We start from the raw sequence: 24,719 nt of genomic DNA, 5'->3' as shown, positions 1-24,719 counted from the left end.
TTTTAATAAATTTAAGATTTCGTTTTTCGCTACTGAAAAAACAAAGCGCTCAAATCTCAAATTTGGATAACTGACCCATACTTAAAATGAAGGATATTTCTGCAAGCTTGAATTGATTTTCCAAACGTATTCCTGCATGAAGCCCTTCCGCACGTTGATTTAATGCAAGTAAGTAGTCAGAAGTATTAATGTCACCAGCTTCCCAGCGCTTATTTAATAAGTTTTCGCTGCTATCTAATCTGCCTTTTGTCAGTTTTTGCCATTGCTCATAGTATTTTTTACTGACAATAAGCGATTCATAATTAGCTTTTGCTTCAAATGACTGCTTTCGATAAACCGACCGAAACTTAGCCTCTGCTGCAATTGCTTCTGAATAAGCGGCTTTAACAGTATCTGAATAGTTATTTCTGATATTTAAAGGAATTGAGAAAGTCACGCCAATCAAGTCTTCATCTCCACTTTTCCCTGCGTTAACTCCAATGGTTGGATTGGCTTTAGATTCCATAGTGGTTAGTTGAGCTTTAGATTGTTTTACCTTCCATTGCGCTCTAGCGAGTTTAACTTTTGGATGTTCCTCAACCCACTGAGAGTTAAATGAATAGTTTGTTGCTCCAAAAGTAAATGAAAACAAATTGGTAGTATTAGGCGTCCAATCAGGCAATAACTCCTGAACATTTACCTCTGCATTTTTCAAAGCAATTTGCGACTCAGATATTTCACTGAAAACTTGGGACAAGTTTAAATAAACCAGTTCAGCGTCAAGTGGCTCTAGAAGTCCTGCTTTTCGCTTATCTTCAACAATTCCAACGAGCGTTTGTAATTGATTTTCTCTTACTGAAAGTAACTGAGCCACCTTTTTTGCTGCTTGCCAATTAACTATTGCAGTTAAAGCGTTAGCCTTTTTAGAATCGAGTAGAGATAACAATTGTTGCTGGTTTGCATAAACACCAATTTCACCAATGCTTTTATTTGCTGATTGCTTATCCCAAAAATCAATCGTTTGACTGATACCAATAGAATAATTATCAAAATCACCCTCTTTTTCATAGCTTGCTTCAAGCTCTGGGTTATATACGGCTTTAGTTAAGCTCTTGGCTCTATGATTACTTGCATTAAGTAACTCTTTAGCCGCAACAACTTCGGGATCTTTATTTATTTGACTATCTAGCCATGAAATACTTTTCTGTTTGGCATAAGTGGCAACTGAAAAACTCACAGCCATGCATAAAGACAGGACTAAACCTGCATTTTTTAAATATATATACATAAAAATTCTTAATTTTAAAATTAATAAACACGAAACCTTTATCCATTATTAAAGGATAAATAGGTCATTAAAAATTAATCTAATTAAGAAATAGGCGGACGAAGTATCGCTTCAAGAAAGGTACTTGTTTGATCAATTTGATAAGGAGTTTTATTGATAATATTTAGCTTACCATCGACATTTGAATTACTGACTAAAATCCAAGATAAATGGCTGCCACTGCAATGTCCGCAGTGATGACAATCCTTTACATCGTGCTGTTCATCATCTGTATTATCATTTAAAACATTTCGATCATCTGCATGATCATGTTGAATTTGAAGGTGCTCTATATCTATCTGGTGATTCTCAGGTGTTGCGGATACAACAGCAGTTAACGATTGCAAAACAATCGAAACGACTAATAGTATTTTTAACGCAACATTGAATTTCAAAATAAACACCTACTTAAATATGAAAAATTATAATATCAAAAAAAGGTTTTCTAAACTAGCCATGCGCATGTTTTTCATGCTCGTCACGGCAAGTTTCTTGAGGAAACTCAAACTCAATGGTTGTATGAGATAAATTATAAGAAGAAAGTTCCTTAGCCACTTGTTGTTTTAGCCTAATTAATTTATCAACCTCAAAGTTATGGGCTAACTCTAGGTGAGCAGTTAATACGTGACTTTCCCCGTCTAATGACCAAAAGTGCATATGATGAATCCCATTAATTTCAGGTATAGCCTTTATCGCTTTTTCAATATTATTCTGCACTTCTTCATCAGGTGTAGCTTGAAGAAATAGTGCCAATGTTGTTTTCAGGTTTTTCAAAACGTTAAACAATATAAACAGTGTAAAGCCTATAGAAAGCAAAGGATCTAATATGGGTAGATCTACAAAAAGCAGCACGATAGAAACAATTAGGACTGCAACCCAGCCAAGTACGTCTTCAAGCAAATGCCACGTAAGTACTTTTTCGTTCAGCGTTTTACCCGCTTTTAGTTTAAATACTGCATACCCATTAACAGCAACCCCAAGTAATGCAAGACCCAACATTCCTTCAGCCATTGGCATTTCAGGATTAGATAATCTTGGTATTGCTTCAAATAGCACCCAGACAGAACCAATAACTAATACAATACTGTTAATTAATGCGCCAAACAGGGTAAGACGACGATAACCATAGCTAAATCTATCGGATGCTTCTTTATCCGAGAAACGACTCAGTATCCAAGCGAATCCTATAGATAAACTGTCACCCAGGTCATGTACAGCATCAGCCATAATAGCGGTACTGTTGGTTAGCCAACCACCAATAAATTCGATAATAGTAAATGAAACATTAAGGAAAAATGTCCAACCTATACGGTCGTCTTTTCCATGCGAATGGCTATGGCTATGATTGTGCATTTTCCACCTCAAGAACTTTTAAATTTCTTACATTGACTACGTTAAAATTGATAAAGTGACGGATCACTCGTTGATACATCCAACGTTTGATTCCTGATAAGTTAGTTCCTTTTTCGAGATAAAACTCATCAGGGGAATTATAAACACCAAAATCATCATGAATACCTTCTTTTTGTATATAGGTATCTTGACCACGCCAATCTGTATCTGGCGAAGAGAAACACTTTGTTGCAACACCATAACCACAAAATTCGTTTTTTATTTGACTAAATTTGTGCTGTAGTGAACTTAAATATTGTTCATCTAATATAAAGCCTTCTAAGTTTATCCAACGATCCTTGAAATAAACTTCAATCCAACTATGAATGATATATTTAGGTGCTAACCAAAATACATAAGTGGGAATAGCTCCTTTTTGTAATCGCTGCTCAATAGTAAAGCCGTGAAAACGACATTGAATACCTAATCCTCGTAACAAAGCCATCAGCAGGTTACCCTTGGTATTGCATTGTCCGTAACCATCGGCTAAAACACTGCTTGCTGAAATATCATCACTCTCATTGTAACCAAATAATATTTCATCTTTAACAAATTGGTAGGCTGCACCAATTTTGTTGAAGTCATCGAGTTCTTGCCAATTACGCTCAGAAATTAATGATTGAATTGTAGAGTGTTCAAAATTTACTATCTTGGTTTTTTCTAGATATTTGCTATTCATTGATGTTTCCTTACTTTGAACAACCAAAGGTTGATTGTTTATCTTCATTTGGTGTTTAACGTGTTTTCTCAGCAACAGCTAATTCTTGTTTAGCATCGCTTAGTATTCGGTAAGCGCCTCGAAGAATTAACATTGAAATGATGCTACCAATGACGATATCAGGCCAACGCTGTTTCAGCACCATAACGAGTATGCCTGCGATAACAACACCAAGATTTGCAATTACATCATTCGCTGAAAATATCCAGCTAGCTCTCATATGTACTTCATCGTTGTTGTGCTTTCGAATAAGGATGAGACAAATCACATTTGCAACTAAAGCAACCATGCCTACGCCAATCATAAACCAAGAGTGAGGCTCACTTTCACCATACAGCCTTCTAGCAATATCCATTAGAATTAGCACGCCTAACCCCAGTTGGAAATAGCCACTCACTAAAGCAGCATTAGCCTTATGTTGGATTGACTTTCCCACCGCGTATAGTGCAATTGCATAGACGATTGCATCCGCTAGCATGTCTAACGAATCTGCAATTAAAGCCGTTGATTCTGATAACCAACCAAAGCCAATTTCAAAAACAAACATCGAGACATTGATAGCCAGAAGCCAATAAAGCACCGTTTTTTGCTGGTTATCTTTTAGCTCAACTTCACACCCACAATCGCTCATTTTCATCTCCGATTAACTTGTATGCTCTAACTATAAACCCTATAGTGACTATAGGGTCAAGTTTATTTGGAAATTTTATGAAAATTGGTGAGTTATCGAAAACATCGGGGTGTTCAGTACAAACCATCCGATATTATGAAAAGGAGGGCTTGCTGTCAGATCCTGATCGCACTGAAGGGAATTTCAGGTTGTATTCTAATAAGGCACTTAAAGAGCTAGAGTTCGTAAAGCATTGTCGAAGTTTAGATATTCCGCTTAATGATATTAAGCGACTCATTGAATTAAAAAACAAGCCAGAGGAGAGTTGCTCTAGTGTAAATGCATTAATTGATCGGCAACTAACTTTAGTTAATCAACGAATGAAGGAATTGAATGCACTCAAAAAAGAGTTAAAACTAATGGCAAGCTCTTGCGGGTCTGACGGTACAATTGAAGTCTGTGGCATTATCAAGTCATTAGATAGTTGAACTAAATATAACTTTAGATTAGTAGTATTCACAAAGGCAATAATGAAAACCATTGGCAAATTAGCACAATCATTAAATTTAAATGTAGAAACCATTCGTTTTTATTAACGAGAAGGACTGATTACACCACCTGAGAAACCAATATCTGGTTATAGACAACATGACGAATCAATAGCAGGACAACTTAGGTTTATCACAAAAGCCAAAGCGCTCGGCTTTACGTTAAGAGAAATAAAATCGCTAATGTCTATGGACAGCAACTGCGCTCAAGTTGAGCTATTAAACCGACAAAAGTTAGCAATCATTCGAGACAAAATTAATGACCTTCAACGTTTAGAGAAAGTAATTGTGGGTATGACAAATACCTGTATGCAAAACGAAGATCCAACACATTGCCCCATAATTGACTCATTAAAATGATTGACTCCGTACTTGTATACGGAGTTTAGAATGATGGTAATATCAACCAATAGACTTTCAAATGATAAATAAAATATTAGACAGAGTAGGCTCTAGTGGCGTTTGGCTAGCGGCACGGCCTGCCTCCCTGCATTAAGGTCACTTGCATCGGCATTAGGACTAGGCTTCTTCTCTCACTTCAAAGGAATAGCTGTAAATACGCTTTTACCTATTTTTGCATCTTTGGAACTATTGGTAAACTTATACAACTGGCACAAAAATAAAAACCATACCAGAGCTGTCTTCAGCATTCTAGGGCCTGTAGCAGTGCTATTAACGCTTTATCCTCTTTGGCTATATGATTGGAGCACATACCTATTTTACTTTGGTATTTGCTTAATGGTCGTTATGTCGGTTTTGGATATCGTAAAACCAGTAAGGGAGCAAACATGCAACGTATGGCTAATTGCCGTCGTTGAAACGATTAACGGTCAATGTCTGCTTTTCGCTCAAATAAGACCCAAAAAATGGCTCATATAGCTATCTAGGTTAACGCTTTCAAAAAACAGAAGTATATTTCCGATAACTACCTTTGAATCCCTATAAACGGAAGTTTGCTTCCGAAATATAGCAATATTGGGTTAGAAACCGGAAGTTTACTTCCGTTTTGTACTTTAAGATTATAAGTAGGTATCTAATGAAAGCTCGGCAGTCCAACTCATTTCTGCCCTGTAATGAGTTGGATAGTAAAGTGGAAAAATAAAGGGAAAAATAAAAAAAACAAGAAAAGTGGAAGTTTATTTTCCCAACAAAAGTAACAAAATTATAATAACTTTAAATAATTTAGGTCTAAATTAATCACCTCGTTGGTGATCATGTCGTTTTAACGGCTTATGTTTATCTGGTGTGTTAGTACGTTGTCTTTTATCCGGCGTTCCATCATCATTTTCTCTTTTCGGTCCTGGTTTAATGAACATATGTATATCCTCTGTAATGGTTTAGGTTATTTATTCACCTATATAATAACCATTTTTATACTAAAACATAGACTTAAAAATTTAAAAATAGTAAAGAAATTTGTTGGTAAGGGATAGAAGTTTAATTATTTGTGTTCATCATTGGCTTGTTTTTTATTTTATCGAATTAGAGCAAATAATTTAGCGCGTTTCTGTCCAAAAATGATTTTGATCGACTCTCTGCTCTTCGCTCTAGTCGAACTTCTCTAAAGTGCCATAAGCCGACTATCAGCCGTAGATCGTTTCTGCCCCAAAACAAGTTAGGGTAAATTATTTAATTATGGCTTTGAGCAATTAAGAGACGGTCCAAGTAATTTAGTACTATAGAGCCAATTCTAAAAAGCGAATGTTCCTTTAACGTATCTTCTTTTTTCTGGATCTCATTAGCACCAATAAAAATTATAGTTGGCAATGCATTACGTTATTTGTTAAAAATAAATTTATTTAATACATGAAGTGATATCAGGGAAAAGATGTGCGCATCGCGCACTTTAAAATTTTTAGACGCAAATTGAACACAGCGTAGCTTTAAAGCAAGGATGTTATGTCAATAAAAAACATACAAAAACTAAAACACTTTGGTATCTATCAGGATCACACTAACACCAATGCTAAAGATTTTGGGAAGTACAATCTGTTTTATGGTTGGAACGGAAGTGGTAAATCTACGCTTTCGGGGTTGTTTCGCTGTATAGAAAATAAAGCCACTTCCAGTAAATTTCCTTCTTCAGAATTCGAAGTAAGAGTAGACAACGGTACGCTTATCACACAAGCGAACGTGGGGACTTCTGATCTAAACGTATACACCTTCAATCAAGACTTCATTGACGAAAATATTTCATGGAATAGCGTTGTCAAAAGTATTTTGCTGGTAGACAAAGCCAAAATTGAAGAACGAGAAAAGCTGGAAGAGCTGAAGAAGACGCAAAAGGCCGATTCCGAAGCGTATAGCAAAGAAGCAACAGAAATAAAAAAACTGGAAGGTGCCATTTCAAAATTTGGAACTGATAGTGCTCGTCGCTTGAAAATGAGCCTCCAATCTATTGATACGTCTGATAGCCATTATCTTAATTATAACAAAACAAAATTTGAAGCGTTTATCGCCTCAAACCTTCAAGCAACGAAAACAGACGAGCCGCTTCTTAATGAAGATAAAATTATCGAACTAACCAATGCTGCTAAACCAGATCAGAAGAACCCTATTTCATTCACACGAAAGGCAATTAATCAGGAAACTTTCGGCAAAGCAAAAGGCCGTCTTGATGATCTTCTAAATACCAGCGTAGTCAGTAAAACCATTCAACGACTTGTTGAGCATGGTGATATAAAGTCTTGGGTTGAAACTGGTCTTGATCTTCATAAGCGCCATAAATCAAACCAGTGTGAATTTTGTGGTAATACCATAACTGAAGAGCGCATCAAACAACTCGAAGCCCATTTCAATGACGATTACAAAGCTTTTCAAAGCAGGCTTGTGAATGCTGATGGTTGGCTTACAGCTCAATACATTCAAGTCCCTACTTTACCTGCGACAGCTGACTTTTACGAAGAATTGAAAAAGGAGTACAGCGAATTATGTGCAGCCTTGGAAAAGGCTACCAAAGACCTTAATGAAGAAATCTCAGCTTGGCATAAAATCCTGAAAGAGAAGACAGGAAACCCCCTTGAGACTGGTCTTACGGTCGACGTTATTAGTGAATCTTCGATAAAGGCCTTTAACAATGCTATGGCAGCGATTGGTACAACTGTTGATAAGCACAACCACAAATCGAACAACTTCAAGGAGGAAACAGACAAATCCAAGAAACAACTTGAACTTCACTATACAACCAGTGAGGTTAAGTCTTTCGGTTACCACAGTAAGAAAAAAGAAGTTGTTCACCGTACAGCCGCAAATAATACATTAAAAGCCACAATAACTAGCCGAAACAGTGAAATTAGAAGCCTTGAAGATTCTTTATCAAACGAGGGCTTGGGGGCTGACCAGTTTAATGAATCACTTCACAAGTTTCTTGGTCGCAGTGAATTAACCCTTCGTTTTAGCCCTTTTAAAAAAGGCTATGAAATATTGCGGAATGAATCTATTCCGGTAGAAGGAAACTTAAGCGAAGGGGAAAAAACTGCTATTGCCTTTGTTTACTTTATAACCAAGTTAAAAGAAAACGATAACAAGATGGAAAATACTATCGTTGTTGTGGATGATCCCGTTTCAAGCTTTGACTCGAACCACTTATTTCATGCGTATTCATTTCTTCGTAGCAATTGTAACAAAGCAAAGCAGTTATTTGTATTTACGCACAACTTTACTTACTTCAAATTGATCCGAGATTGGTTTGAAGGTGTAAACCGCAATAGAAAACGAAAGAATCCGCCCAAAGATCCAAATGCGTTCTTTTATACAATTGAAGCGTCAACAGTCACTCCACGCCAATCGACATTTAAAGACGCAAACTCTAGTCTGGTTAATTACAATTCAGAATACCATTATATATTTTCAAAGCTGCATGCATACAAAGATAGTTCTGCATTGTCTCGAGACGAAGTCTTTTTAACCGCGAATCTCTCAAGGAAACTGCTTGAATCATTTTTTAGCTTCAAGTTTCCAAAGCACCGAAGTGATATTGCGCAGCTGATGAATTGTGGCTTGAACGGTTGCGAAATCACTGATGAATCTACCAAAGAAAAGATTTATCGATTCATAAACAAATACTCACATAGTGCTGTTATTGAAATCAATGAAGATTCTTCAGAAAACCTTTTAGGTGAAAGCCAAAATGTCATTGGTGATATTTTTACGTGGCTTCAGGAAGTTGATGAGATTCATTACAACGAAATGCTCGAGGTTGTTGCATAATTAGTGTAAAAGCTTATAAGAAGCCACTGCACTAGGAAATTTAACTCGCTTCGCTCCAAAAATTCCGGTGAGTGGTGAGATGAAGATCCCCTTTTTAGCACAAAGCTGACCATAGCCTCTAACGCGTTTTTGTCCAAATCCTAATCAGTAATCCATCCACTATCACTCATAGTGACTTTTAAATAGGAGGTCACTATGAAACCAGAACTAAACCACAATGCTACTGGTGTGAAACGTCCTTTCAAGCTTGAAGAGATTTGGCGTATTCGCACTCGAATTGAAATTCAAAACAACTTGATGCAATTAGCTTTACTTAATTTGGCTATAGATAGCAAGCTAAGATCATGTGACTTACTCTCTTTAAAAGTTCGAGACGTCACTACTCTCGATCAAGTATTTGAAAGGGTTCAATTAACGCAGAAGAAAACTGGGATCAAAGTTCAATTTGAGATAACTCCGAGAACACAACAAAGTATTATCCATTGGATTCAAGAAGTTAAATTGCAACCCAGTGATTATTTGTTTCGGAGTATACGTCGCTCTAATCAACCAATAAGCTATTCATATTACAGGTCTATCATCAGGAGCTGGGCTGAGCAATTAGGACTTGATTCTGACCTTTATGGAACTCACTCAATGCGAAGAACCAAAGCGACTTTGGTTTATGCTCGAACCAAAAATATACGTGCCGTTCAGTTACTACTTGGTCATACAAAAATTGATTACACCATCAGATATTTGGGAATAGAGATTGAAGACGCCATTAAAATATCGAGATAAACCGATTGTTGATTTAGCGCAGGCAGTGTTCTTATGCTGCCTTTGCCCCAAGATTAGTCAGCGACTGCATGAGCCATTACTCCCCATGCCATCATTTGGAATATTTTTTCTAACTCAAAGCAAGGAGCTAATCTGCCTATAAGAAACATAGATATTTGAAACCTTAGCGCTCTCATAGCTATAGACTTTATGTAATCTGTTTGATTTCAATGTAACCCTTCCAATTTTGTTGTGCTAGCATCGGAAGCATAATTCTAATTTGCTTAGAGGAGAAATGCATTGGCCAGACGAGGAAGTGGTTTAAGGACGGCTATAAAGGTTGTTAAAGCTATAGATAGGGCCAACAAACAAGCCGCCCGCGAAACTCAGCGTAGAGAGAAAGCTCGGCAACGTGCTGAAGCTCAAGCACTTAGAGAGCATGAAAAAGGTGTGCGTGAAGCTCAGCGAGAACTAAAGCGGCAAGTAAGACAGCAACAATCCGCAGCAAAGCAAGCATTTAAAAATGCGCTATCAAATGCAAATGAAGAGTACCAAAACCGCTGCGAAGAACGAGCCGCACTTAGAAAGCAATTCATACAAGAGGTTTTAAGGTAAACAATGGATAATAATTTACTGATATTAGCAGGCATATCTTTGTTAGCAGTTTTGCTGACCTATATAGTGACGAAACGCTTTGCGGATAAAAAAGTTGGACAGTACAAGTCAATAGATGAAGCGTTAAAGAAAGCCAAAGAAGAGCACGAGACATTAAAGAAAGCAAATGAATCTCTTCAGCAAACTAATGAGATAGCAAAGCAGGCGCTTTCCAAAATTAACACTGAAACTGCCGACCTACAAGCTTTGAAAGGACAAGATGACTCTCTTAAAGTTAGTATTCTAGAACAGCAACAGTCTCTTGACGCGGCCCAAAACTCTCTAAATGAACTTAATGCCAATATTGAAAAGAGCGAACAGGATCTGAACGAGCTTATGGGTGGGATAGACTTGTATTCACGACTCGATGAATATACTGCTCATGGTCATTTTGAAATGCCACAATATCTCTACGAAACATCAACTCGCTATTCTGAAGAGATCAAAGACATACGGCAGCAGCAAAAAGACATGATTAAAGCGAAAACCGCTGTCACCTTCCCTGAAACGACCGTTATTTCTAATGATAAGTCTTTGAATAAAAAAATCCTCAATGGTCAAGTTAAGCTAATGCTAACTGCGTTCAATATTGAATGTGACATGCTTATTGGCAAGGTTTCACCAAGCTCATTTGGTCGTACGCTGGAACGAATCGAGAAACTAGCAAACAATCTAGAAAAGTCAGCTGCGACAATGGAGTGTGGCTTTGATATTGACTACATCGAACTAAAATTCGAAGAATGTAAGCTTCAGTATCAATATACCCTGAAGAAGCAGGAAGAAATTGCCGAGCAGAAGCTCATCAAAGAGCAAATTCGTGAAGAGCAGAGAGCAATAAAGGAGTTTGAAAAAGCTATAGCTGAAGCTGAGAAAGAAGAAAAAATGTATCGAAACCTTCTTGATAAAGCTCAGCAAGAGCTTGCTCAAGCTAATGAACAAGAACGTAGTGAAATGGAACAAAGAATAGCCATTCTAGAGCTGCAATTGGCCGAAGCTGAAGCCAAAGAAGAACGTGCCAAGAGTATGGCGGAACAAACTCGTAAGGGCCATGTGTACGTGATAAGTAACATTGGTTCCTTTGGAGAAGATGTTTACAAGATAGGTTTAACGCGTAGGCTAGAGCCTATGGACAGAGTTAAAGAGCTTGGTGATGCCAGTGTACCATTCCCATTTGACGTACATGCCATGATTTATACTGATGATGCACCTGCACTCGAAACAGCTTTGCACCGTGAATTCCATTCTCAACGTGTTAATGCAGTTAACATTCGTAAGGAGTTCTTCAGTGTCGATCTAGAGGAAATTAAAGATGCCGTTGAAAAGATCGCTGGAGTAGATGCTCAGTTCAAAATGACCGCTCTGGCGGAAGACTATTACGAAAGCCTCCGTCTTAGTGATGCCGCATGATTTAACAGTTTTGTCCGTCTTCGAGTCAGCTAGATCAACGCTGGCTCACCTTTACCCCATTATTTGGTAGACATTTTACTCATTCACATCCTGTTCATGGGCTTTGCCCTACTAAAAGTTATCCATTGGTCTAATGGGGTGCATTGTAAATCTACGTGGTGTATCACTGGGTAAATTCGACCAACGCATATGCGTTTGAGCTATCAACTAACTTGTATACTCAAAATGTTGTTTGAATCTTTTTGGCGCATTTCAATGCCCCCCTTAGTTATTTCGATTCTAGATATCCCTCAACAAAAAAAGGGGTTAATATCATAATAATTGCAGAGCAACTGATTGAGAATATTGATGGAAATCGAAAAAGTAGAGCTGATTGGGTTTAGAAATTTTTCTCGAAGCACAATAAACTTTAACGCAAATACACTTATTCTGGGTGCAAATGACGTTGGTAAAACAAACCTTATTTTTGCACTTCGACTACTTTTAGATCGGTCTCTATCCGAGCGCGATATTGAACCGCAAACGACAGACTTTTACATTGACTCAAACGGTCAGCAAGTTTCTGACTTTGAAGTAAACCTATTTTTCAAGAACGTTTGCGAAGATTCAGCTCGTTCGATTTTGAGAGGACATGTGTCTGAAGATGACACTTCAGTATTCTCTTTTAGAGCAAAACTGTCAGGCGACTATCAAATACTTACAGGTAGTAGCATGGATGATCTACAGGAAGCGAATTCTCGGTTTTATCTTAAGGCTATAAATTTAAAGTATGTTCAATCAAGGAGAGATTTGAAAAGGTTTATCGAATCAGAAAAGAAACATCTCCTTAAGATCGCAAAAGAAGAACGACCAGAGCAAGAAGTTAAAAATGATGATACTCATACCTCTTTAATTTCAAAAAGTTTGACTACTATAAATAGCCAAATAAAAAACCTTAATTACGTTAGACAATCAACTAGCTTGGTGAATGAAGAGCTTAAGTCTCTTTCTCATCTAAACTCTGGCTATCGAGTAACTTTAGATACTGGTGCGATACAAGTTCAACAATTTATTGATAACCTTCAACTTGGTGCCGAAAAAAATGGAGCACCATTATTGTTAGGTGGTGATGGTCGAGACAATCAAATCTTGTTGGCGCTATGGAAAGCGAAAAGTGAACGCGAACATGATCCTCAACATCACGTTACATTTTATTGTGTCGAAGAACCTGAGGCCCATTTGCACCCTCATCAACAAAGAAGGCTAGCCTCATACCTTAATGAATCTTTATGCGGTCAAGTGCTAATCACCACCCATTCGCCACAAGTAGTAGAGCAATTTAAACCAAGCTCTATTATTCGTTTGTATATAGATAAAGATACTAGCGTCGCTGCATCAGAGGGGTGTTCACAGTGTATAAATGATGCATGGGATGATCTTGGGTATCGAATGAGTATTTTGCCTGCTGAAGCCTTTTTTTCTTCTTGCGTGCTATTAGTTGAAGGGCCTTCAGAAAAGTTACTGTATCAAGAAATGTCAAAAGAGTTCGATAAATGTCTCGACTACTTCAATGTATCCATAATTTCCGTTGATGGCGTTCAATTTAAGGTTTATACCCAGATTTTATCCGCTATGGGTATCCCCTATGTCGTGCGTACTGATAATGATGTTTCCAAAGTTCCGCATAGAGATGAACGAACACTAGCTGGCTTTAATCGCTGTATAGAGATTGCCAATATGACTATTCCTATACCTCCAATAGCAAGAGTTGGACTTGATGAAACTCCAGAATCAATAGCAAGTTCAGATGTGTGGAAAGATTACAGCAAGCTGTTAAACCCTAGAGGTTTGTTCGTAGCTAGAGTCGACCTAGAAACAGACCTTTATGACGAACTCGCGTTGGAAATGGAAGAGTTTTCTGGAAGCAACGATAAGCTCAAAGCTATCAACTACTTAAAGTCTAGTAAGGCTATCAATATGCGTCAGTTTATTAGTCGGTATCGGTCATCTTTAGCCAAAATTGAGAATGGTGAATTAGCAAAGCCTTTACTCCAAGCGATTGAACGAGCAAAAGGGTTATAAGGATGAGCTTTGAATATACAGCTGAGCAAAAAGATGCAATAGCACAAGCTGGTAACATGGTGATTGTTGCATGTCCCGGTAGCGGAAAAACCACTGTCATAGTAGAAAAAATTAAACAGGACCTAGTCAGCCTCCCGCATTATCAAGGTATCATCGGAATAACATTTACTAAAAAGGCTAGTAAAGAAATCACCCAGAAAATTACTAAAGGTTGTTTCAGTATAAACTCTAGTTTTATAGGGACAATAGATCAGTTTTGCTTGTCCGAAATAATATACCCGTTTGGTAGGCATGCTTTTAGTATGCCCCATCAAGAGCTAGAGTGTATTAAGTTTCAAGATTTGCCACAAAGTGTATTGGATGAGCTGCAAAGTAACTTCGGTGCAAATAATGTTAGTCAAATGTCCAGCAATTTTATCGAAGTGTCACAATTTCTATTCATGAAAGGAATAATACTATTAAACTTTACTAGTCAGTTGGCACAATTTGTCTTAAGTAAGTCAAACAGTTGTCAACGCTATATTGCAGCTCGGTATAAAGCAATATACATCGACGAATATCAGGATACGTCTTCAGAACAGCATCGACTATTCCTATCGATTTTAAATTATGGATTAAAAGGCATAGTAGTAGGTGATATAAATCAATCTATTTATAAGTGGCGGGATGGGAAGCCTGAGTATCTCTTGCAGTTATCTGAACGCAGCGACTTCGCTAAGCATACTATATATATAAACCATAGGTGTCATCCTTCAATAACTAACTACGCTAACAGGTTATTGGAGCCAAATAGTCAACTTACCAAGTGCGACCATAAAAGGATTTACCATGCTCGTTTTACAGGCACACAGCTAGATGCGTTCAAGCAGGTTGAGCAGATTGTATACAAGTTAAGAGAGAAATATACAGAACTGAAATACTCTGATATTGCAATATTAGTAAGAAATAACATCAGTCTTGAGCTATTTGACGAACACTTACCATTGCCACATGTCGTCTATAGAGAAAATCCACTGCACAATTCCAATAGCTCCCATCTTCAGATGTGTCACGACATATTAAAGTTTCGTTATGATCTAGCTTGGAGTGCTACTGACATTGTTGAAAAGTATTGTGAGAAGAAATCACAGAAACATAAGTCTCAGCTAATTGACGTCATTAAAATATGTCGGGATATCGAACAATCAGCGTTAGTTATATACATCAAGAATCTATGCCCACTATTGCTAGAGTCAGAACTCACGCAAACAGAGTTCGAGATTTTGTCTCAAGTGATTGAGAACAAGAAATTCATAAACATGTATACGACTACTGAGTCGATAAATGTAATGACCGTACACAAATCTAAAGGATTAGAGTTTAAAGCTGTTTTTATCATGGACTTGTACCAATATATTTTTCCCAAATATGATTTTACAACATGGGAAATTGACGATTATGAGCAAGAGCTAAATTTGCTTTTTGTAGGAGTCACGCGCGCGATTAACCATTGTTTTCTGATAACAACGGCTAGCAGGCTAAACTCAAATCTAGAACTAAAAGATGGGGCTCCTTCTGTTTTTATGGATTTACCAAATATTAAAGGGCTCTATACAGACCTAACACGATAAGCGCGTAGTGGAGGTTGTAGTAGATGGGTAAATTTGACCACATTAGCTTTTACTGTATTCATTTATTAGCTTTTAATGTAGAACTAGCAACATTTACATAATACAGATTCTCATCTTTGCCTACCAAAGCCCCTAGGTATCTACCGTAATGTAGAGCTCATGACCTTTAAAAGTAAAATAGACAGATTAGAAGGCGCTAATCGCCTTATTTATCTTCCATAATATCTTTAAGTGCAATGCGCTTTAGCTTAGTACCATCGCGATACCCTTTTACTAACAATTCATCTAATACAGCGCCAGTGTAGAAGGTATAGCCATTTTCTTCATCAACGGGAAGCTCGTATACAGAGCCTGATATTTGAGGCCAAAATTAGTTGACCACTACACTGTACTCGTTAGATCAGTGCCACTTAAGTCGAGAATACACGGCGCGTTGAGAACTTATTGATTCATAATGAAATATGGCACTTAAATTGAAATTTATTAACTAAATTACACTCTAAAAATAATTATGTTTTTTATTTGGTAAATTTCTTAAACAACGAGAAATCGCTTACAAACATCTATTACAGTAAGTGATTTGAAGCGGTAATTAGCCTAGTTATTAAAACGTATACTTTTTGCTTTAAACATATGGTCGAAAATGAGATGCCCTGATGAAGATTAACGGCTTTGACTTAATATGCTTGTGTAGTGGCAGCGTTAACTTGTCCAACTTTATAGATGCTCATCGGTAAAACTTATAATTAAATATTTACTGGTATTTTACTTTGTGGGAAAATAGCCACCCTCTTAGGGGAGTAGCCTGCTCATTAGTGAGTAAACTTATCAACATAATTGCGCCTCATGTGCATGGTAAGTTTGTAATGTTGTAGCAAGCATTATCGGCAAGACCTAGGTAGACACTATCCTCATGGCGGGAGATAGTTGTTTGCCTCGGTTTAATATTTCCCGCCAAAAGACTAAAATTTATGGATATTTTCTTAACCTCTACCGTTACTGTCGCTCTTGCTGAAATAGGCGATAAAACCCAACTTTTATCTTTACTCTTAGCAGCCCGCTTTCATAATAAAATAGCGCTTATTTTAGGTATTCTCGCTGCAACAATTATTAATCATGGTTTATCTGCTTGGTTTGGTGATTGGCTAAGTGGGAACTTTGTCGTGGAATACTTACCTTGGATAGTGAATTCAAGCTTTATTGTAGTGGGTCTTTGGCTACTTATTCCAGATAAGGATGAAGAAGTGAGCCACAAATATGACTGCTATGGCGCGTTTGTAGTAGCTTTAATCTTATTTTTTATTGCTGAAATTGGTGACAAAACACAAATCGCAACCGTATTGCTTGGTGCGCAATATCAATCAGTACTATGGGTTACCATAGGGACAACGGTAGGTATGTTAATTGCTAATGTCCCTATTATATACGTTGGTAAAGCTTTGTTACAAAGAATTCCACTAAAAACAGTAAGAGCTATTGCGGCCAGTGTTTTTGTGATATTGGGTATTCATGGCTTAATGACGATATATTGATAAAGTAACGTTGAAATCAAGCGCAAACGCTTACATAACACTATACAAGTGACTGTAAGCGTTTTAATAGTGTCAATTGTAAACAACTTTAATACTATATTAGTCCTTAAATCTACTATTAAATTTTCGTAATTTTACGATCATAGTAGCGTTTAATAAAATAGCCAATGTTCAAAACTTGTTATTTTGAGCCTAAGCAACAGCTAAAATCGCCACCTGGTAGCATGGAATCCAACACATTAAAACCCGATTGTAGTGTTTGCACTTATTTAAGCTGTACCTCTTTAATGTGTTATTTACAGACTACTATCTTTGATTTATCTTGAATTACATGAAGCTATCATAGGTGAAAGAATGAAAAATTATATTTCTATTCTTACTGACCTTCGCTGCAACCATTCATTACATCGACGCATCATCAATCATGGCAATTAAACAGTGCTTTTTATCCCCAAACCTGCGATGTGGACTGCCATCCATTTGCATCATTAGACCCGGTGCTTTCATGCGCTTTCTGCGCTTTCGAACATTGCTACGTCTTCCTTTGGCTCGTTTAACGTGATGAATATCATGTGCCCAACCGCGAAGGGTTTCACGCTTAATAACCATATTCTCATTCATAGCTAATTGTTCAGCCAAGTGCAACAGATTCAAATCGTAATATTTTTCCTGAATCAATTTTTGAACCGCTTTTTTATTGATACCGGCGTTTTGTTGGGTGGGGCTTTGCCACTGTTACCATGAACAGCGAATTGAATACCGACTTGCTGATATTGCTTTACGTAGCGTTCAACAGTGCGTCGAGACTTACTGAGTAACTTAGCAGCATTGGCAATTGTTATCCTGCCTTCAACCACTTTAGCTATGATATCAACGGTGAGTTGAGCTTTTGAATCCATCACAATCATCCTCAACATGCCTTATTAGTATTCCAAAAACAAAACACTAACAGACACGTAAAAAAGTGACCGACAAATTCCCTTGGTAATTAGCGATTACGACAGAATCGCTTGGTAATTAAGATAAGACAAAGTCGCTTGGTGTTAACAGCTGAGAAGAATTTAGCTCAAATCTAAACTGACAGTTACCGATTGAAAAACGGGTAACTGTCAGATCAAGTCTGAGCTAGTATAGCTTAAAAAAGCCTATTAATATGTGCTAGATTTGTATTTAACTCCATAAAAATTATTGAATTCTTTATACTGAAGTGCAAGGTTTTGAGAGTAATTTAGACCTCCCATCTTCTTTTTATAGTTTGCACCTAAATCAAAATCCTATTCAATTGCTCTAATTTAGCATGCGCCTCATCAGAAATATCAAAGAGTAATAATTCATCCAACCCTTCAGGTTTAATAGGTCTGTGGTTAAAATCACCATCCAGGGTTAGGTTATTTGAAACTTTAGTCAAAGGTGTTTTTGAATTATTTTTGAGATATGTTTTAGCCGTCTTTTCATTATTAATTAATCTATCTAAATTAATATCAAACAAATCGCCTTCCTCTGCTAAAACTTTAGGTAGGCTATCCAATGGTTCGAGCACAATGCTTTTTTCATTCTCAATTTCAATATCAAAAATTTTAACTTTGCCTAATTCACCAGGAACGTCCTCTGTAACACGTAATGCAAAATCAATTAAGTTAGGCTCTGCTGGCATAAACATAAATGCATCTTGGTTAACTGAATCAGTCATACGCAGGATGCGTCCTAATATTTGCCTAAAATAAAGCTCAGTGCGGTAATTTGTTAAATTACAGCATACTTGTAACCGAGGAATATTAGTGCCTTCACTTACCATTCCAACGCTAATCAGCCACTCACTATCGCTATGCCTAAATTGCTTTATGATTTTGTCTGGCTCATTTTCGCTGCTAGTAACAATAATTGCGCTGCAGTTGAATTTGCTACGCATTATCCTATTAATTACATGAGCATGTGAGATTGATGAAGCCACAATTAACCCTCCAGCTTTAGGGTTAATACTTCTAATCTCTTTTAGTTTAGCAGTGGCTCTAAGGAGCAAATTTTCAATAACTAATTCGTTTGTAACAAGCTCAGAGTATGAAATAACTTTTGCCTTGAGTAATTCAATAAAATTAGTAAAGGTCGTTGTTTCTTCGGAGCTTGTTAATGTAATTTTATTATTATCTAACGCAATTATTTGTGGCACTCGGCATACTTTATCTGATATGGCTTCTTTTAACCCATATACATAATCACAGTTTATTTGACCAGACTCATTACAGTAATTTGATAGTGCTATTGGCAAGGAATCAGATCGCCAAGGCGTGCCGGTCAGCGAGAGTGTAAATACAGCTTTTTCTTTAATTAAATTGAGGATAGGGCTCCCCCAGGAGTTTGCATCCTCAATTGAAGAACCCGCACAGTGGTGTATTTCATCAAATATTACAAAAACTCTATATTGCTCAAATAATTGCCATACATTTCCATTTAATGTACTTAGTGCTTGATATGTGTATGAATCACCTAGCGCACCTATAGAGCCATCAAATCGAGCATTAAATTGCAGAGATAATTCATCGGCAAAATCAGCAGAAACAACAGATGAAGGAGAAAAGCAGAGTATGATATCTACAAGCTTTTCATCATATAGTCTTTTTGCTAATACCGAGGCCATGACTGTTTTTCCAGCACCGGGTGTAGCTAATGTTAAAAAGTGCTTAACGTTGCTTTTGTACTTTGCTAGCGCTATTTTAATACATTTTTGTTGCCAATCACGTAGCCGCATTTAGAGTGCCTTGTTCAGTTATATTTTCTAAAAGTATATTTAAAGCGGCAATTCGGCCTTTTAAATTTTGTTGTCGTTCTTGGGCAATTAAATATTGCCGTTTAAATAGCGTTTGATGTTGTGGGTGTTTGTTCCAAAGATTTATATAAGTTTCGAGCGTGCCTATACATTGCAATAACTCGTTATTGCAATCACTTAGATCCTTTTGGCAATCAGCTTTAAAATTACTGACATTTGGCACAGAGGAATGAGTAGGGATGATTTTACTTGGCTCAAAATAACGTGTTTTTGTGTAAGTCGTTATTTTTCTATTTAATGATGTCGATGAGTGTAACCAACCTTTGCATACAAGTTTATTAAGCTGTGCGTAAACAAGCTTTCTAATTTTTACAGGATCAAGTGTTTGATCTTGATGTAGAGCTATGTACGCAGTTCTAACTTCTACTACAGTAAAGCGATCAATATTACGCTTGCATATAATGGTTTTAATTAAGGGATCTAGCTTCATTGACAACTTAAACAAATTTAATTGATAGAAAGGTTCATTTATTGATATATATGTAAATAAGTTTCATTATATGTCATGGGTTGGCAGGCTGCAATATGGGAATATTTACACTTTGCCTGTGGATATTAGCAATGCAGCCCATACAAACGCTGATTGGTATGAATATAAAATTAGCGCGAACAAAATGCTCAATACCTCAAGCTGAGCTAGCTAGTAAACTCGGTATTGAGGCAAGTTACTTAAGCCGTATTGAAAAAGGGCGAGTTCCTGTTTCTTGTGAGCGAATTTATCAAATAATTAAAATACTAAACTGTGGACTAGAAGAGATTTTCCCCGACCCATCAGAAGTAGATATACAGCTAAGCAAAAGTAAGTAATTGCAGTATTAACCAAAGCTTTTCATTTAATCGCTTAATGACGGAATTTAAGCAATAAATACCAATATGACTCAAAGCAGTCTCCAACAATTAGAATCTTTCCTATGGGAAACTGCCGATATTTTACGTAGCAACATGGATGCTTCAGAATTTAAAGATTACATATTCGGGATGATGTTTTCGAACGTCTTATGCAAAGAAAGTTTTATCGTTGTATGGATTTCCCATAGTTTGCCAGACACCTAATAAGTTTCACTGTAACGTCTAATAAGAGGTGTACAATAAGCAAAGACAAACGGTATACCTAAGAGTTTAAGGAAGTGCACTATTCTGAATTAAAAACTGTCTAGTGAAAGCAGGGAAGTCCAAAATCCATTTCGTCCGCATGTGTGGAAACTGGCTTCTCTGAAAAGCCACTGCAAAAAGCAGTGGCTATTGTCGCAATATTATAAGGAAATGTGAATTGTAGTTTGATGTCTACATATTCTTTTCAGTGAACTCAGCCAAGCTACTACGTTCTACTTCATCAAAAATCAGAACTGATCCTTTCTCATAATTTCTATATACATTAACAGCCGCACTTGCACCAGACGAAGCAGGTGTTACAAACTTATCGTCAATCTGGGCTAGGTTACCCAATACTATTGTCCGACAATTTTTCCCACCACGGCTTAACATGCCTTTGATTTGCGCTCTGGTCATATTTTGTGCTTCATCAATGATTAGCACCGCATCGTCTATTGAGCGGCCTCGAAAGTAAGCCATACTAGTAAATTCTATATTGGCTTTTTCGATCACATGCTCGACTGTTGCATGAATATTACCTTCATGATTATCATCCGAGTGCATCGAGATAAGTGCGTCTGTAATACCTGCGAGCAAAGGCATAGATTTTTCAGTTAAATCCCCCGGAAGGAATCCGGGATCATCATCCATAAAATCTCTCGATCGCACCACAACAATTTTTTTGTACTTTTTCAACTCCAATACTTGATGCAGCGCCGAAGCAACTGCTAAAAAAGTTTTTCCGGAGCCAGCAGGGCCAAGGATGATATTTAAGTCATAGTAAGGGTCTGTTAATTGGCTTAAAGCTACCGCTTGACGCTGATTTTTTGGCAATATGCCCCATACCTTTTCTTGCTTACGAGGCAATAACTTTGTGTATACCTCAGTATCAGTCACTTCTGAAATCCGGCCAATGTGTCCGGCTTCATCGTACCAATACATGTTTGGCTGAACTTCACCGTTGAACAAGCTTATTGGGAATGTATAAACCTCTCCTGAGACTTTGAAATCTTTATCTGATTCAATTTGATCAAAAAGATCACCTTCAAAAGCCTCCACTCCTGTATATAACAAATCTATATCTGCGATTTGATTATCCACGGATACATCTTCGGCTATAACACCAACAGTTCGAGCTTTTAGTCGCATATTAATGTCGCGGCTAACGATGGTAACGTCTTTATCTAACTCTTTCTGAAGGTGTAGTGCATAGTTAATTATTCTGTTGTCAGCATCGCTACCAATCGTGTGCTTTAACTCTTTTGCCATGTCCAATTGAGTATCAATACCAATGAACAACTTGCCTCTTTTAGCTGTTTCAGTAGAAGGCAGTGGAATACCAGCTTCCATTTCTTCTGCACTGTGCCCGTTTATAATGTCTTCAAGCATACGGATACATACACGAGCATCAGCGCTTACCGATTTATTAGTTCTCTCTTTTAAGTTATCTAATTCTTCTAAAACTGTTAGACAGATGTATACATCTTCACCGTAAGCGAGCAATGACTTTGGATCATGAACTAGTGCCGATGTATCTAATACTCTTGGATTTCTAATTTCACTTGGATTATTCATTTTAGTTCTCCTTTGAGAACGATTTTCATAAATTAGCATTTTAGATTTACCTTAGCTTTATTATTTTTGTTTGTGCCTTCTCGCAGGTTAAATCCGTTATTTATATTTATTGATTAATAGTTCTATTCTTTAAGTAACACTGAATGACATGTTAGAGAGATGAGATCTGGACCTGTTATAAACACTCAATTTCTTCAGTAAAATTAGGGCCTGTAGATAGGTCTGCACAAATATTGAAAAAAAGCTTACAGTAATACCTGTTTTTCCGGAGCCAGCAGGGCCAAGGATGATATTTAAGTCATAGTAAGGGTCTGTTAATTGGCTTAAAGCTACCGCTTGACGCTGATTTTTTGGCAATATGCCCCATACCTTTTCTTGCTTACGAGGCAATAACTTTGTGTATACCTCAGTATCAGTCACTTCTGAAATCCGGCCAATGTGTCCGGCTTCATCGTACCAATACATGTTTGGCTGAACTTCACCGTTGAACAAGCTTATTGGGAATGTATAAACCTCTCCTGAGACTTTGAAATCTTTATCTGATTCAATTTGATCAAAAAGATCACCTTCAAAAGCCTCCACTCCTGTATATAACAAATCTATATCTGCGATTTGATTATCCACGGATACATCTTCGGCTATAACACCAACAGTTCGAGCTTTTAGTCGCATATTAATGTCGCGGCTAACGATGGTAACGTCTTTATCTAACTCTTTCTGAAGGTGTAGTGCATAGTTAATTATTCTGTTGTCAGCATCGCTACCAATCGTGTGCTTTAACTCTTTTGCCATGTCCAATTGAGTATCAATACCAATGAACAACTTGCCTCTTTTAGCTGTTTCAGTAGAAGGCAGTGGAATACCAGCTTCCATTTCTTCTGCACTGTGCCCGTTTATAATGTCTTCAAGCATACGGATACATACACGAGCATCAGCGCTTACCGATTTATTAGTTCTCTCTTTTAAGTTATCTAATTCTTCTAAAACTGTTAGACAGATGTATACATCTTCACCGTAAGCGAGCAATGACTTTGGATCATGAACTAGTGCCGATGTATCTAATACTCTTGGATTTCTAATTTCACTTGGATTATTCATTTTAGTTCTCCTTTGAGAACGATTTTCATAAATTAGCATTTTAGATTTACCTTAGCTTTATTATTTTTGTTTGTGCCTTCTCGCAGGTTAAATCCGTTATTTATATTTATTGATTAATAGTTCTATTCTTTAAGTAACACTGAATGACATGTTAGAGAGATGAGATCTGGACCTGTTATAAACACTCAATTTCTTCAGTAAAATTAGGGCCTGTAGATAGGTCTGCACAAATATTGAAAAAAAGCTTACAGTAATACCTGTTTTACCGCACCCAGCTGGGCCGGTTAAGATAACCAGCTCAATACTAGGGTCAAGCAAGGCGTCGAGTGCCATACCTTGGTAAATATTTTTAGGTTTTACGCCCCACGCTTGCTGGTGCATTAAACGCTCAACACTAATATCTTTTAATTTAATACGCTCGTTATCGTAAGATTTGACCCGCGCAGCAAAGTGCTCGCTGCCATCAAGTATGTACTCATTGCAAAACACATCTGGAATTAAGTTTTTAGCCACATAATGAAACGTATCACGGCCGTGCTGCTGTGTTTCGCATTGCCCTACGTGCTGCCAAAAATCGCCCTCTATTTTTTTATAGCCGCTAGTTAATAAAGCAATATCATCAATTAGTTGGTCGGTACGGTAATCTTCAACATATTTAAGGCCTGCACCTTTTGCTTTAAGGCGCATGTTTATATCTTTTGTCACCAATACAATTTTTGAATCGCTGTGCTGTTTTTGTAAATACACGGCGCAGTTAATAATACGGTGGTCGTTTTCATCCCCCGGTAAACCAGAAATAGAATCTGCAAAAAGATGATCATTAACAATAATGAGCGTGCCGGTGGAATTGGCATTTGCCTTTTTATTGCTAGGCAGTGCAACACCCTGCAACATTTGCTCTGGAGTTGCGTCTTTTAGTACCTCATCTAAGCCGCGAATAGCCACTCGTGCATCACGGCTTACGTCGTGTTTTCTATCTTTAATGTGGTCAAGCTCTTCTAAAACAGTCATGGGAATGACAACGTTATGTTCTTGGAAAGACAAATAAGCGAGGGGTTCGTGGAGTAATACATTGGTGTCTAGCACATACATTTTACTTTCAAGGTTCGAAGCTTTTTCCATAGCACTTTCCTTACGTTTTATGATTTTTATGCTATACCAAAATAACTAAGTAAAACGGGCCTAAATTCAAACCTGCAATACTTAATTGCTAAGGCATAATCTAAGTTTAGTCTATTTGTCATAAAAGTCCGTTTTATTACAAACACGATATAGTTTTTATTTACCTAAAAAAGAGCCATTTGTTAGCACTGTTAATGGGATT

The 24,719-nt window shown here is 37.2% G+C and carries 21 protein-coding genes, 2 pseudogenes and 1 riboswitch; of the genes and pseudogenes, 12 read left to right on the top strand and 11 right to left on the bottom strand.

Annotated features, from left to right (window positions below; all coding sequences use genetic code 11):
• Positions 1-49: 49 nt before the first annotated feature.
• From PSH48_RS16955 to PSH48_RS16935, 5 genes are all read right to left on the bottom strand, one after another.
• Entirely contained in the window at positions 50-1,267 is a 1,218-nt protein-coding gene (locus tag PSH48_RS16955) for a TolC family protein (RefSeq protein WP_273611925.1), read from the bottom strand.
• An 83-nt stretch (positions 1,268-1,350) separates the two neighbouring features.
• On the bottom strand, positions 1,351-1,710 hold the full coding sequence (locus PSH48_RS16950; protein ID WP_273605406.1) for a hypothetical protein: 360 nt from the start codon (positions 1,708-1,710) through the stop codon (positions 1,351-1,353).
• Between the two features lie 46 nt (positions 1,711-1,756).
• The gene (locus PSH48_RS16945) at positions 1,757-2,659 is read right to left on the bottom strand and encodes a cation diffusion facilitator family transporter (RefSeq protein WP_004588886.1); all 903 of its coding nucleotides are present in this window, start codon (positions 2,657-2,659) and stop codon (positions 1,757-1,759) included.
• A complete protein-coding gene (locus PSH48_RS16940) occupies positions 2,646-3,377 on the bottom strand; it encodes a transglutaminase-like domain-containing protein (RefSeq protein WP_004588887.1) in 732 nt (243 codons plus the stop codon). The genes PSH48_RS16945 and PSH48_RS16940 overlap by 14 nt, the downstream gene beginning before the upstream one ends.
• A gap of 55 nt (positions 3,378-3,432) precedes the next feature.
• Entirely contained in the window at positions 3,433-4,047 is a 615-nt protein-coding gene (locus PSH48_RS16935; RefSeq protein ID WP_273611924.1) for a cation transporter, read from the bottom strand.
• A 77-nt stretch (positions 4,048-4,124) separates the two neighbouring features.
• On the opposite strand from PSH48_RS16935, the gene cadR reads away from it, so the two are divergent.
• The 10 genes from cadR (at position 4,125) to PSH48_RS16885 (ending at position 16,806) form a co-directional block, all read left to right on the top strand.
• Positions 4,125-4,514, top strand: coding sequence for a Cd(II)/Pb(II)-responsive transcriptional regulator (gene cadR, locus PSH48_RS16930; protein ID WP_024032398.1), 390 nt, complete (start codon positions 4,125-4,127; stop codon positions 4,512-4,514).
• Positions 4,515-4,631: 117 nt separating this feature from the next.
• Positions 4,632-4,934, top strand: a complete 303-nt coding sequence (locus PSH48_RS16925; protein WP_327067425.1) for a MerR family DNA-binding protein — start codon at positions 4,632-4,634, stop codon at positions 4,932-4,934.
• Positions 4,935-5,036: 102 nt separating this feature from the next.
• Positions 5,037-5,453, top strand: coding sequence for a MerC family mercury resistance protein (locus PSH48_RS16920; protein WP_273611923.1), 417 nt, complete (start codon positions 5,037-5,039; stop codon positions 5,451-5,453).
• 1,020 nt (positions 5,454-6,473) lie between these two features.
• Positions 6,474-8,783 (top strand): AAA family ATPase, encoded by a 2,310-nt coding sequence (locus PSH48_RS16915; protein WP_273611922.1) that lies wholly within the window; start codon positions 6,474-6,476, stop codon positions 8,781-8,783.
• A 195-nt stretch (positions 8,784-8,978) separates the two neighbouring features.
• On the top strand, positions 8,979-9,563 hold the full coding sequence (locus tag PSH48_RS16910; RefSeq protein ID WP_273611921.1) for a tyrosine-type recombinase/integrase: 585 nt from the start codon (positions 8,979-8,981) through the stop codon (positions 9,561-9,563).
• Between the two features lie 279 nt (positions 9,564-9,842).
• The gene (locus PSH48_RS16905) at positions 9,843-10,157 is read left to right on the top strand and encodes a hypothetical protein (RefSeq protein ID WP_273611920.1); all 315 of its coding nucleotides are present in this window, start codon (positions 9,843-9,845) and stop codon (positions 10,155-10,157) included.
• A 3-nt stretch (positions 10,158-10,160) separates the two neighbouring features.
• A complete protein-coding gene (locus PSH48_RS16900) occupies positions 10,161-11,603 on the top strand; it encodes a DUF4041 domain-containing protein (RefSeq protein WP_273611919.1) in 1,443 nt (480 codons plus the stop codon).
• Between the two features lie 348 nt (positions 11,604-11,951).
• Entirely contained in the window at positions 11,952-13,664 is a 1,713-nt protein-coding gene (locus PSH48_RS16895; protein WP_273611918.1) for an ATP-dependent nuclease, read from the top strand.
• 2 nt (positions 13,665-13,666) lie between these two features.
• Positions 13,667-15,274, top strand: coding sequence for a UvrD-helicase domain-containing protein (locus tag PSH48_RS16890; protein ID WP_273611917.1), 1,608 nt, complete (start codon positions 13,667-13,669; stop codon positions 15,272-15,274).
• A gap of 783 nt (positions 15,275-16,057) precedes the next feature.
• A riboswitch (yybP-ykoY riboswitch) is annotated at positions 16,058-16,160 on the top strand.
• 85 nt (positions 16,161-16,245) lie between these two features.
• The gene (locus PSH48_RS16885; protein ID WP_055016676.1) at positions 16,246-16,806 is read left to right on the top strand and encodes a TMEM165/GDT1 family protein; all 561 of its coding nucleotides are present in this window, start codon (positions 16,246-16,248) and stop codon (positions 16,804-16,806) included.
• Between the two features lie 408 nt (positions 16,807-17,214).
• Here PSH48_RS16885 and PSH48_RS16880 read toward each other — a convergent pair.
• The 3 genes and pseudogenes from PSH48_RS16880 to PSH48_RS16870 all read right to left on the bottom strand — a co-directional run.
• Positions 17,215-17,714 (bottom strand): annotated as a pseudogene (locus tag PSH48_RS16880) (helix-turn-helix domain-containing protein); the annotation flags it as partial.
• Between the two features lie 353 nt (positions 17,715-18,067).
• On the bottom strand, positions 18,068-19,552 hold the full coding sequence (locus PSH48_RS16875; RefSeq protein WP_273611916.1) for a DEAD/DEAH box helicase: 1,485 nt from the start codon (positions 19,550-19,552) through the stop codon (positions 18,068-18,070).
• The gene (locus tag PSH48_RS16870; RefSeq protein WP_273611915.1) at positions 19,539-20,060 is read right to left on the bottom strand and encodes a hypothetical protein; all 522 of its coding nucleotides are present in this window, start codon (positions 20,058-20,060) and stop codon (positions 19,539-19,541) included. Before PSH48_RS16870 ends, PSH48_RS16875 begins: the two co-directional genes overlap by 14 nt.
• A 95-nt stretch (positions 20,061-20,155) precedes the next feature.
• Here PSH48_RS16870 and PSH48_RS16865 point away from each other — a divergent pair, with 95 nt between their 5' ends.
• Together PSH48_RS16865 and PSH48_RS16860 are read left to right on the top strand one after the other, a co-directional pair.
• Positions 20,156-20,437: a helix-turn-helix domain-containing protein gene (locus tag PSH48_RS16865; protein ID WP_273611914.1), complete on the top strand. Its 282-nt coding sequence runs from the start codon at positions 20,156-20,158 to the stop codon at positions 20,435-20,437.
• A gap of 66 nt (positions 20,438-20,503) precedes the next feature.
• Entirely contained in the window at positions 20,504-20,683 is a 180-nt protein-coding gene (locus PSH48_RS16860; RefSeq protein WP_273611913.1) for a type I restriction-modification system subunit M N-terminal domain-containing protein, read from the top strand.
• Positions 20,684-20,914: 231 nt separating this feature from the next.
• On the opposite strand, the gene PSH48_RS16855 is transcribed toward PSH48_RS16860, so the two are convergent.
• The 3 genes and pseudogenes from PSH48_RS16855 to PSH48_RS16845 all read right to left on the bottom strand — a co-directional run.
• Positions 20,915-22,297 (bottom strand): PhoH family protein, encoded by a 1,383-nt coding sequence (locus tag PSH48_RS16855; protein ID WP_273611912.1) that lies wholly within the window; start codon positions 22,295-22,297, stop codon positions 20,915-20,917.
• A gap of 129 nt (positions 22,298-22,426) precedes the next feature.
• Positions 22,427-23,395, bottom strand: a complete 969-nt coding sequence (locus tag PSH48_RS16850; RefSeq protein ID WP_273611911.1) for a PIN domain-containing protein — start codon at positions 23,393-23,395, stop codon at positions 22,427-22,429.
• Positions 23,396-23,653: 258 nt separating this feature from the next.
• Positions 23,654-24,517 (bottom strand): annotated as a pseudogene (locus PSH48_RS16845) (PIN domain-containing protein); the annotation flags it as partial.
• Positions 24,518-24,719 lie beyond the last annotated feature (202 nt).

The organism is Pseudoalteromonas sp. Angola-4, from assembly GCF_028599265.1.
In the GTDB taxonomy this organism is placed as follows: Bacteria; Pseudomonadota; Gammaproteobacteria; order Enterobacterales; family Alteromonadaceae; genus Pseudoalteromonas; species Pseudoalteromonas atlantica.
This window is presented reverse-complemented; position numbering and strand designations above follow the sequence as displayed.

Coding starts and splice junctions, on each gene's coding strand:
- PSH48_RS16890 (WP_273611917.1), top strand. CDS start 13,667: ATGAGCTTTGAATATACAGCTGAGCAAAAAGATGCAATAGCACAAGCT.
- PSH48_RS16885 (WP_055016676.1), top strand. CDS start 16,246: ATGGATATTTTCTTAACCTCTACCGTTACTGTCGCTCTTGCTGAAATA.
- cadR (WP_024032398.1), top strand. CDS start 4,125: ATGAAAATTGGTGAGTTATCGAAAACATCGGGGTGTTCAGTACAAACC.
- PSH48_RS16910 (WP_273611921.1), top strand. CDS start 8,979: ATGAAACCAGAACTAAACCACAATGCTACTGGTGTGAAACGTCCTTTC.
- PSH48_RS16875 (WP_273611916.1), bottom strand. CDS start 19,552: ATGCGGCTACGTGATTGGCAACAAAAATGTATTAAAATAGCGCTAGCA.
- PSH48_RS16870 (WP_273611915.1), bottom strand. CDS start 20,060: ATGAAGCTAGATCCCTTAATTAAAACCATTATATGCAAGCGTAATATT.
- PSH48_RS16945 (WP_004588886.1), bottom strand. CDS start 2,659: ATGCACAATCATAGCCATAGCCATTCGCATGGAAAAGACGACCGTATA.
- PSH48_RS16940 (WP_004588887.1), bottom strand. CDS start 3,377: ATGAATAGCAAATATCTAGAAAAAACCAAGATAGTAAATTTTGAACAC.
- PSH48_RS16955 (WP_273611925.1), bottom strand. CDS start 1,267: ATGTATATATATTTAAAAAATGCAGGTTTAGTCCTGTCTTTATGCATG.
- PSH48_RS16935 (WP_273611924.1), bottom strand. CDS start 4,047: ATGAGCGATTGTGGGTGTGAAGTTGAGCTAAAAGATAACCAGCAAAAA.
- PSH48_RS16850 (WP_273611911.1), bottom strand. CDS start 23,395: ATGAATAATCCAAGTGAAATTAGAAATCCAAGAGTATTAGATACATCG.
- PSH48_RS16900 (WP_273611919.1), top strand. CDS start 10,161: ATGGATAATAATTTACTGATATTAGCAGGCATATCTTTGTTAGCAGTT.
- PSH48_RS16895 (WP_273611918.1), top strand. CDS start 11,952: ATGGAAATCGAAAAAGTAGAGCTGATTGGGTTTAGAAATTTTTCTCGA.
- PSH48_RS16915 (WP_273611922.1), top strand. CDS start 6,474: ATGTCAATAAAAAACATACAAAAACTAAAACACTTTGGTATCTATCAG.
- PSH48_RS16865 (WP_273611914.1), top strand. CDS start 20,156: ATGGGAATATTTACACTTTGCCTGTGGATATTAGCAATGCAGCCCATA.
- PSH48_RS16860 (WP_273611913.1), top strand. CDS start 20,504: ATGACTCAAAGCAGTCTCCAACAATTAGAATCTTTCCTATGGGAAACT.
- PSH48_RS16855 (WP_273611912.1), bottom strand. CDS start 22,297: ATGAATAATCCAAGTGAAATTAGAAATCCAAGAGTATTAGATACATCG.